Source organism: Megasphaera sp. SC8-1 (genome assembly GCF_024436295.1).
Classification (GTDB): domain Bacteria; phylum Bacillota; class Negativicutes; order Veillonellales; family Megasphaeraceae; genus Megasphaera; species Megasphaera elsdenii.
In genome coordinates this window covers 22,975-31,628 of record NZ_JANFQH010000033.1, presented here as the reverse complement: position 1 = coordinate 31,628, position 8,654 = coordinate 22,975, and the positions used below count along the sequence as shown (strand labels likewise).

Here is an 8,654-nt window from a genome sequence, read left to right as displayed (position 1 = left end):
TGGTCTTGGATATATTTTCGGATTGTTTTTTCATTAAGCTCTACGGTGCTGACGTAATACCCTTCCGCCCAAAAATGACGGTTCTCAAACTTATACTTGAGATTGGCGTGCCTATCGAACATCATTAGTGCCGATTTTCCTTTTAAGTATCCCATGAATGAAGAAACGCTCAATTTCGGAGAAATGCTTACTAACATATGTACATGGTTGGGCATAAGATGCCCTTCTATAATCTCACCCCCCTTTATAATTACATAGCTGCCTTAAGATATTTCCCAAATTGGATGGTGTAAAATAATTGTGGGGAAACTTTAATGCATTAAAGAAAACATAAAAAGAGAAGGAGCTCCTTGGTGTATAATAAGTTTAGAGCAAACAATTATTTTGAAAAAGTTGATTTTGGCCAGGTAACATGGTATTGTATAATTAATAGCCTATTATTACCGATAATTAAAGATTCGGTTGACTCTGGTAAAATAAAATGGACAGAGCATGTTGCCAAGCGATTAATCAGTCGGCATATATCACCTAATGAAGTATTACAGGCTTTGTCCAACGGAAGGATTATTGAAGATTATCCATCAGATTATCCTTTTCCTAGCTGTCTTGTTTTTGGGTGTACGGTTCAAAATAGAAAGCTGCATATTGTTTGTAGCATTGTGAATGACGATACCCTGACTATCATCACCGCATACGAGCCAGATTTCAATAAATGGAATGAAACATTTACGAAACGGAGGGATACATGATGACGAACTGCACATTTTGCAAAGGTGATTTACAAGATGCTTTGACTACTTTTACTATTGATCTTGACTCCTGTATTGTGATTATTCGCAATGTGCCGTCTCAAGTGTGCACTCAGTGCGGAGAAACATATTACTCGACAGAAGTCATGCAGCAATTATATAAAATTGCTGATTCCGTTCGTAATTCTATGACGGAAATTGCTGTTGTTAATTATTATTCAGCGGCTTGAGCTAGGATAAGTAAGACAGGGACTGTGGCATGAAGTTTGTATCATGCACAGCCCCTTTTTTTGTAAAATGGGTATGATGAATGGAGGAATATTATGCATGAAAATATTATTCTGAATAATGGTCTGACTATGCCGGCTGTTGGTTTTGGTACGTGGATGCTGAAAGGGGAAGCAGGGAAGCAGGCTATCCGGGAGGCCTTATCCGTCGGCTACCGCCTCATCGATACGGCCCATATGTACGATAACGAAGCCATGGTCGGCCAGGCTGTGGCCGAGAGCGGTCTGCGCCGGGAAGATATCTTCATTACGACGAAGCTCTGTCAGACCCGGGCCGGCTATGAACTGGCCTGGCAGGGCATCGAAGAATCGCTGGCCCGGTTGCAGACTGACTATATCGATTTGCTGCTCATCCACGAGCCTTATGACGAGGCTTGGGACATGTATCGGGCCTTGACCGAAGCCTACCACAAGGGAATAGTCCGGGCTATCGGTATTTCCAATTTCAATGCCCGGGAGTATCTTGAATTTATCGGAAGCTGTGATGTCATCCCTGCCATCAACCAAGTCGAATGCCACGTCTATTACAGACGAAAAGAGCTCCAGCAGACACTTGTGGCACAGGGGACACAAATGCAAGCATGGAGCCCTTTTACAGAAGGGAAAAAAACCATATTCCAGGAACCCGTCTTGCAGGCTGTCGGCCAGAAATATGGTAAAACGACGGCACAGATTGCCTTGCAGTACCTGGTACAACAGGGCATCGGCGTCATCCCGAAATCATCCCATCGGGACCGGATGGCCGAAAACCTCAATATTTTCGACGTCACCCTGACACCGGACGACATGGCCCGGATTCAGCAGTTGGAAACGGGGAAAACCCTGTTCGGCTGGTATGAGGACTGACCCGAATCAGATATCGAGGGCAGCCCAGTACCCCCAGTAGACGGCATTGGTGATGGTCGATACTTTGGCGGCATCGCCGATGACGCGGACGAAGGGCGCGCTGTCTTGCAAGGCTTCTACGACGTCGGTGCGGGACCGCTGGCCTAAGGCACAGATGACCGTATCGCCAGGGACGAGGACGCGCTGACCCTGCGGATCTTCACAGAGGACGCCTTTCGGCGTGACTTCGAGGCCTTTATACTGCGTATGGACGTGGACGTACTTTTCGATTTGAGCCAGGAGCAGGGGACGATGGCGGATATTGGCATCCGGTGCCAGAGTCGGACGCATTTCGATGAGCTCGACTTCTTTGCCTTCCTGGCCGAGGTGGATGGCACATTCGCAGCCTGCCAGGCCGCCGCCGAAGACGATGACGTGATTCCCGACTTTGGCCTTTTCTTTATAGTATTGGTTCACGATGATGACGTTGTCGCCGTCCAGGCCTTTGATGGGCGGGACGAGGGGGCGGGACCCGGCGGCGATGATCAGGGCCTGCGGTTTTTCTTTAGCTGCGTAAGCCGGCGTTACTTCTGTATTCAGGCGGATTTCGACACCGGCTTGGCGGGCCAGCCGTTCATAGGTCTTTCCCAGTTCGTACATTTCCCGTTTGAAGGGGATGGCCTGTTCGCTCTTCAAGATGCCGCCGACTTCGCTTTCTTTTTCACAGAGAATGACCTGATGGCCGCGGCGGGCTGCCGTATAGGCCGCGTACAAGCCGCCCGGGCCGGCGCCGACGACAAGGACTTTCTTTTTCATGGGTGCCGGCTGGATTTCCGTTCCGTCCAGTTCCCGGCCAATGAGCGGGTTGACCGTACAGCGGCGCGTGGCAGTCGACGCCCGTTCAGCCATGCAGGTGAAACAGCGCAGGCAGTGGACGATGTCTGCGTCCCGGCCTTCCATGATTTTCTGCGGCGTTTCGGGATCGGCCAGCAGCTGCCGGGCCATGTAGACGATGTCGGCTTTTCCCGAAGCGATGATGTCTTCCATCATGGCCGGGTCGGTCAAGCCGCCGATAGTGGCTACGGGCTTGCTGACATGTTTCTTGATTTCAGCAGCCAAATAGACATTGCGGCCGTGGGCTTCGAACATGGAAGGATGGGTGATGCCAAAGGTTTTCTGATACGTACCGGCCGATACATGGATGATATCGGCATAGGCTTCGATGGCCTGGGCAATCTGGATGCCTTCTTCCAAGCCGTATCCGCCTTCCGTAAATTCAGCACCGCTCATGCGAAATTCGATGGGGAAAAAGGGGCCGACCGCGGCGCGGACCGATTGCAGGACTTCGACGGCGAAGCGGACGCGATTTTCCAGGGAGCCGCCGTAGGAGTCGCTGCGGTGATTGAACAAGGGTGAGAGGAACTGGTTGATGAGCCAGCCGTGACCGCCGTGGATCATGACCATTTCAAAACCAGCGCGTTTGGCCAAGCCGGCGGCGTGACCATAGGCTTTTACGATATCATCGATCAGTTCCTGGGTCAAGGCTTTGACCGGGACGCCATCGGGGCGCATCCCTTCACTGGGACCCCATTGGCAGAGCTCGTGTTGACGGCTTTTGTCAGTCATATAGGTCCCGGCGAATTGGCCGGAATGGGATAACTCCAGCGAGGGGATGGCACCATGCCGGCGGATGGCGTCGGCCGTGTAGGTCGCCGCGGCCAGGGAATTGAGAATCGATTCATCCAGGTGGTAGGCGTGGGAACCATCGGTCTGGGGATGGACCATCAATTCGGAAACCGTGACGGCTGCGGCACCGCCTTTGGCGCGCAGTTCGTAAAAGGCCGTCGATTTCGGACCGATACAGCCGTCGTTGGTAATATCCGTACCGCCCATGGGGGCCGAAAAGATACGGTTGCGGAAGGTCGTGCGGCCAATGGTGATGGGGCTGGATACGTGCGGGAATTTTCGAGTCATGAGGAACCTCCTGTAATCAGCGTAATAGCGTTTCTGTATTTCTCCTCTACGGTACCATAAAAAAAGTACTGCCGTCCATCAAAGGAACGACAGCAGGTGTCAACAATTTGTTGCTATGGGTGGTGACGCGAGGTCAGGGCCGCGATAATTTCCTGGAATAAGGAGTCGCCGCGCTTTTCTTTTTTACAGACAAAGAAGATGCGCCACGGCGTCCCTTCGGTAATGGGGACGTAACGGAGCGGCGGCGGGGCGGCATGGATGTTCACGTCGATGCCGATGCCGACGCGTTCCTGACAGAAATGATAGATGAGGCGGCTCTCCATGGTCTTGACGACGAACTGCGGCGTAAAGCCGAAATCGGCACAGCGCCTGACCAGACTATGGAATAAAGAAAAATGCTCGTTCAGGCCGACGAGGGGCTGCCCTTTCAGGTCTTCAATAGTGATGGACGGCCGGTCGTAAAAAGGGTGACCCTCATAGATGACGGCTTCAATGCCGGTGCGATAGATTTCCTCTTGGAAAAAGGCGTCTGACCGGATCGGGCCGATACAGAAGCCGCAGGACAGGCTATCTTCGGCGATGAGCTGGACAATCTTTTCGTTGAAATCTTCGACCCATTCCAGGGACTTGTCCGGATGGCGGGCCATGACATCTTTCAAGACATGGATGGAAAGGATATTCAGTACGCCGCAGGAGAAGCCGATGTGCAGGCCTGCTTTTTTCCGCTTCAACGCCTGCATCCCCAGCTGCAGGTCCAGGAGCTGTCGTGTCAGTTCCTGGGTGTGCTCGTAAAAATACTGTCCCTCCGGCGTCGCTTCCATGCCTTTGCGGCTGCGGACAAAGAGAGGCGTCTGCATTTCCCCTTCCAAGGCAGTGATGACCCGGCTCACGCCCTGCGGCGTCAGGCACAAGTCCTTGGCCGCCTGGTGGATGCTCTCTTTTTCAAAGACCCGCTGAAAGCAGCGGATAGCATGGATGTCCATGGTCAGGACTCCTTATTGTCTGTCATACCACTGGAACAAGGCCTGGGTCCCGCAGTTTTCCATGCCCTGGGCGGCCAGCTGGTCGTAGAGTTTTTTGGCTAAGCAGAGGCCTGGCAGGTCCAGTCCCATTTCTTCGGCCGATTCGATGGCGATGCGCATGTCCTTGAGGAAATGCTTGATGTAAAAGCCCGGCTTGGTGTCGCCTTTCAGCATACGTGGCGCCAGGTTGGCCAGGGACCAGGAGCCGGCAGCTCCGGCCGATAAGGTGGCGATGACTTTTTCCGGGTCGAGGCCGCTTTTTTTCGCATAGGCCATGGCTTCGCAGACGCCCATCATGTTCGAGGCGATGGCGATTTGGTTGCTCATCTTGGCATACTGGCCGCTGCCGGCCGGGCCAAAATAGGTCAGGGTCTGGCCCATGGCCGAAAAAATAGGTTTCATGCCTTCAAAGGCCGCTTCGTCGCCGCCGGCCATGATGGCCAGCGTCCCTTGACGGGCGCCGATGTCGCCGCCGGAAACGGGAGCATCCAAGGCCTGGATGCCCTGTTTTTGGGCCTGAGCATAGATTTTCTTGGCCAGGGAGGGACTGGACGTGGTCATGTCGATGACAAAACCGCCTTGTTTACCGCGAAAGACGCCGTGTTCCCCGAAATAGACGGATTCCACGTCTTGGGGATAGCCGACCATGGAAATGACGACGTCCGATTGGGCAGCCAGTTCTGCCTGCGAATCGAACCAGTGACAGCCTTCTTGGATGAGTTCTTCTGCCTTGGCTTTCGTCCGCGTCGTGATGTTGACGGGATACCCCGCTTTCTGTAAATTGCGGATCATGCCGCTGCCCATGACGCCGGTCCCGATGAATCCGATACGTTGTGTACTCATGATGATACCTCCTGTTTTTTTGCTTTTATTATAACATGGAACGGTAAGAAACGATATTGACAAGATGGGTTCCGGCCTGTTATACTTAACCTACAATTGAATCGCGAAGGGGAGTAACCTTCTCGTGAGTTGCCATCAACATCGTGCCGTCATCGACCGGCTGGTGGCAGCGTTGCAATTTGCAATAGGTGAGACTTTCGCATGATACCAGTTTTGCTGATACCATGCGGAAGTCTCTTTTGTTTTTACCGTCATTTTTACAGAAAGAGGTATATTATGGAAATCGTATCGATGCAATTCTTCATGGCCTTAGGCTCTATCATTTTATTGGACATCCTCCTCGGCGGCGATAATGCCGTCGTCATCGCCATGGCGGCCAATAAGCTGCCGGCTAATCTGCGCCGGAAAGCCATCCTCATCGGGACCGGCGGGGCCGTCGTTATCCGCCTGGTCATGACACTCATCGCTGTCTGGCTGCTGACGATTCCCTTTTTACAGGCCTTAGGCGGCCTCATCCTGCTGCCCATTGCCGTGAAATTGCTCGTCCCGGCAGAACAGGAGGAAAACGTAACGGCTTCGGACAGCCTCATGGGGGCCATCAAGACCATCATCATCGCCGATGCCGCTATGGGCGTCGATAACGTCCTGGCCATCGCCGGCGCTTCGCACGGTAGCTTCCTCCTCGTTGCCTGCGGCTTCCTCATTAGCATCCCTATCATCGTCGGCGGCAGTACGGTCATCGGCAAGCTCATGGACCGCTTCCCGGTTATCCTCTATGCCGGCGCCGGCTTGCTGGGCTGGACAGCCGGTTCCATGATCGGCCACGATAAAATCTTGGGGACCCTGATGCAGCAAATGGCCGGTGCCTGGGCTCCCATAAGCCTTCAAATCCTCTTAGCTGCCGCCGTCATCGCTATCGGACTGTGGATGAGCCGGAAACGCGTCGTGCAGTAACCAAAAGGCACTGTCGCCTCTCTGCAAACTACACGCTTTGTGCTACAAATTACAAAGGAAAAGTGACTACACATGATGACCTATGCTACAATGTAAAGTAGCTGGCAGGGTCTTGCCTGCCAGCTACTTTATTTTTTAGGGGGTAAGCATATGAGACATCGATTCTTTCGCATTCTTTTAGGAATGGCTTTTTCTTTGATGACCGTTGCTACAGGCATCGCCAGTGAACCAGGACAGGGGACAGAGACAGATAAAAAGGTATTGACTGTAGGATTGTTCAAATACGTCCCCGATATCCAGGCTTTTGAAACGGCTTTGACCGCAGAGTGGAAGGCTATCGAGCCGGATGTGGCGCTGCGTTTCGTCGATTGGGACTGCTATTTCGAAGAACCGAAAAGTGATGTTTTTGTCTTTGATGGCCTGTATGCATCGCAATATATAGAAAAAGGCCTGCTCTATCCGTTAGGGGAAAGCATACCAGCACGGTCTGCCTATCCAGCCTGGACGTTAGAACAAGCTTCTTCTCAGGGGATATATTATGGCATTCCCCAGATGGTCTGTATGGATACGCTGTTTTACCGCAAAGACGATCAGGCCGTGGCCCGTGTTCAGACGATGCAGCAGCTTTATGACGCCATCGGGCCGCGGAAGACTCAGGCGTTGCTCCCTGGCCGGGATGAAGGGGTCATCGCCGATTTCAGCTTGAATAACGAAATGAAGTACTATAATATCCTTCAGGACCATACGGGGAAGGTCGTTCCGGTACAGGCCATGGGAAACGTCCAAGAGGATGCCATGCCGTATTTGAAAGAATTGTACGCCATGACGGGTACTGCGACGGGCCGTTATGACGATGGCAATGAGTTTACGCGGGCTGAATGGTTTGCCCAGGGCCATGGCCGGGCCTTGTATGCCTATCCGGAAGCGATGAGTGCCATCGTCCGCTTAGGGCAGGGGAACGATACCGACGTCAAGGCCATTTCCAGTTGTGAACATCCCGATGTGGCTACGGCCTATGTCGATTATGTCAGCATCTCTTCCCGGATTCCCGCGAATAAAGTAGGGCCGGCTAAAAAATTAGTTGCTTTATTGACTTCTAAGCCTTTCATGCTGGCCGCTCTTAAACCGGCTTCGAAAGAGGGCGTACCGCAGTATCTCTTAGCGGCCCGTCAGGATGTCATGCAGGAATTGGCTGCATCGGACCCGAATTATCAGAAGTTATACCGTCATTTATATCGTGCCAAATCGTGGCATGTCATGGCGGGAACGAAGGATTTTGCTGCATGGGAAGCTAAAGTCGGGCCGGATATCGAGCGCGACTTAAAAAAATAAGTCACAATTAAAAAAGCTGTACGAAGGTATAGCCTAAGTGGAGGCCGTACAGCATGAGGACCGTGCCGCAGAGAATGTTGATGGCGCGCAGGATGCCGGGTGTAATGGCGTGGCGGAAGGCGGCGACGCAGCCTGTAAGCGAAAGGAACCATAGGCCTGAGGCCAGGAGAACGCCCATCAAGAACGTCGTGGCTTCGGTGGCAGGCAGGGTGATGCGGAAGGCGCCGAGGAGCATGGTGCCGTCCAAGATGGCCTGAGGATTCATCCAGGTGACGATGCAGGCTTTGGAAACGGTCTGGCCCAGAGAGGCTGGTTGTTCTTTGAGGGTTAGTGCATCCGGAACTTGGCGGATCATGCCATAGGCCATGTAGAGGATGAGCAGTGTACCTGCTCCCAGGATGACCGCTTTGAGCCAGGGAAGATGATCCAGCAGGCTGCCGATGCCGTAAAAACAGCTCAGCGACAGGCTGATGTCGAAGAACAAGACGATGAACGCCGTCGCGACGGCGCGGCGCAGGGAATGGGATAACGCCGAATGGATGACGAAGAGATTCTGCATGCCAATAGGGGCGACGTAGGCCAGCCCCATGGTCAGGCCTTGAAAAAAGAACATAAAAAAAGCCTCCTTTTCCAACCAAAACCGGTTGGTTCATGTGGTATAATCACAG

General features: G+C 52.9%; 9 protein-coding genes and 1 pseudogene. 5 read left to right on the top strand and 5 right to left on the bottom strand.

Translation table 11 applies throughout. The features are described 5' to 3' along the window. Nucleotides 1-285 (bottom strand): annotated as a pseudogene (tnpA, locus tag NOS26_RS10680) (IS200/IS605 family transposase); the annotation flags it as partial. 68 nt (nt 286-353) lie between these two features. Here tnpA and NOS26_RS10675 point away from each other — a divergent pair. The 3 genes from NOS26_RS10675 (at nt 354) to NOS26_RS10665 (ending at nt 1,882) form a co-directional block, all read left to right on the top strand. Next, on the top strand, nt 354-749 hold the full coding sequence (locus NOS26_RS10675) for a DUF4258 domain-containing protein (protein ID WP_255917731.1): 396 nt from the start codon (nt 354-356) through the stop codon (nt 747-749). Next, a complete protein-coding gene (locus NOS26_RS10670) occupies nt 746-979 on the top strand; it encodes a type II toxin-antitoxin system MqsA family antitoxin (protein ID WP_255917730.1) in 234 nt (77 codons plus the stop codon). Before NOS26_RS10675 ends, NOS26_RS10670 begins: the two co-directional genes overlap by 4 nt. Before the next feature lie 93 nt (nt 980-1,072). Then, nucleotides 1,073-1,882 (top strand): aldo/keto reductase, encoded by an 810-nt coding sequence (locus tag NOS26_RS10665; protein WP_255917729.1) that lies wholly within the window; start codon nt 1,073-1,075, stop codon nt 1,880-1,882. A gap of 6 nt (nt 1,883-1,888) precedes the next feature. Here NOS26_RS10665 and NOS26_RS10660 read toward each other — a convergent pair whose 3' ends face one another. The 3 genes from NOS26_RS10660 to NOS26_RS10650 form a co-directional block, all read right to left on the bottom strand. Beyond that, nucleotides 1,889-3,835: an NAD(P)/FAD-dependent oxidoreductase gene (locus NOS26_RS10660; protein ID WP_255917728.1), complete on the bottom strand. Its 1,947-nt coding sequence runs from the start codon at nt 3,833-3,835 to the stop codon at nt 1,889-1,891. Nucleotides 3,836-3,948: 113 nt separating this feature from the next. Beyond that, nucleotides 3,949-4,818, bottom strand: a complete 870-nt coding sequence (locus NOS26_RS10655; RefSeq protein WP_014016611.1) for a LysR family transcriptional regulator — start codon at nt 4,816-4,818, stop codon at nt 3,949-3,951. Between the two features lie 12 nt (nt 4,819-4,830). Then, on the bottom strand, nt 4,831-5,763 hold the full coding sequence (locus NOS26_RS10650) for an NAD(P)-dependent oxidoreductase (RefSeq protein WP_255411296.1): 933 nt from the start codon (nt 5,761-5,763) through the stop codon (nt 4,831-4,833). Between the two features lie 213 nt (nt 5,764-5,976). Here NOS26_RS10650 and NOS26_RS10645 point away from each other — a divergent pair, with 213 nt between their 5' ends. Continuing rightward, nucleotides 5,977-6,654 carry a TerC family protein gene (locus tag NOS26_RS10645; protein WP_255917727.1) on the top strand — a complete coding sequence of 226 codons (678 nt, stop codon included), beginning with the start codon at nt 5,977-5,979 and terminating at the stop codon, nt 6,652-6,654. A gap of 183 nt (nt 6,655-6,837) precedes the next feature. Further along, nucleotides 6,838-7,986: a thiamine pyridinylase gene (bcmE, locus tag NOS26_RS10640; RefSeq protein WP_255917726.1), complete on the top strand. Its 1,149-nt coding sequence runs from the start codon at nt 6,838-6,840 to the stop codon at nt 7,984-7,986. A gap of 7 nt (nt 7,987-7,993) precedes the next feature. Here bcmE and NOS26_RS10635 read toward each other — a convergent pair whose 3' ends face one another. Continuing rightward, nucleotides 7,994-8,599, bottom strand: a complete 606-nt coding sequence (locus NOS26_RS10635) for a LysE/ArgO family amino acid transporter (protein WP_255917725.1) — start codon at nt 8,597-8,599, stop codon at nt 7,994-7,996. Nucleotides 8,600-8,654 lie beyond the last annotated feature (55 nt).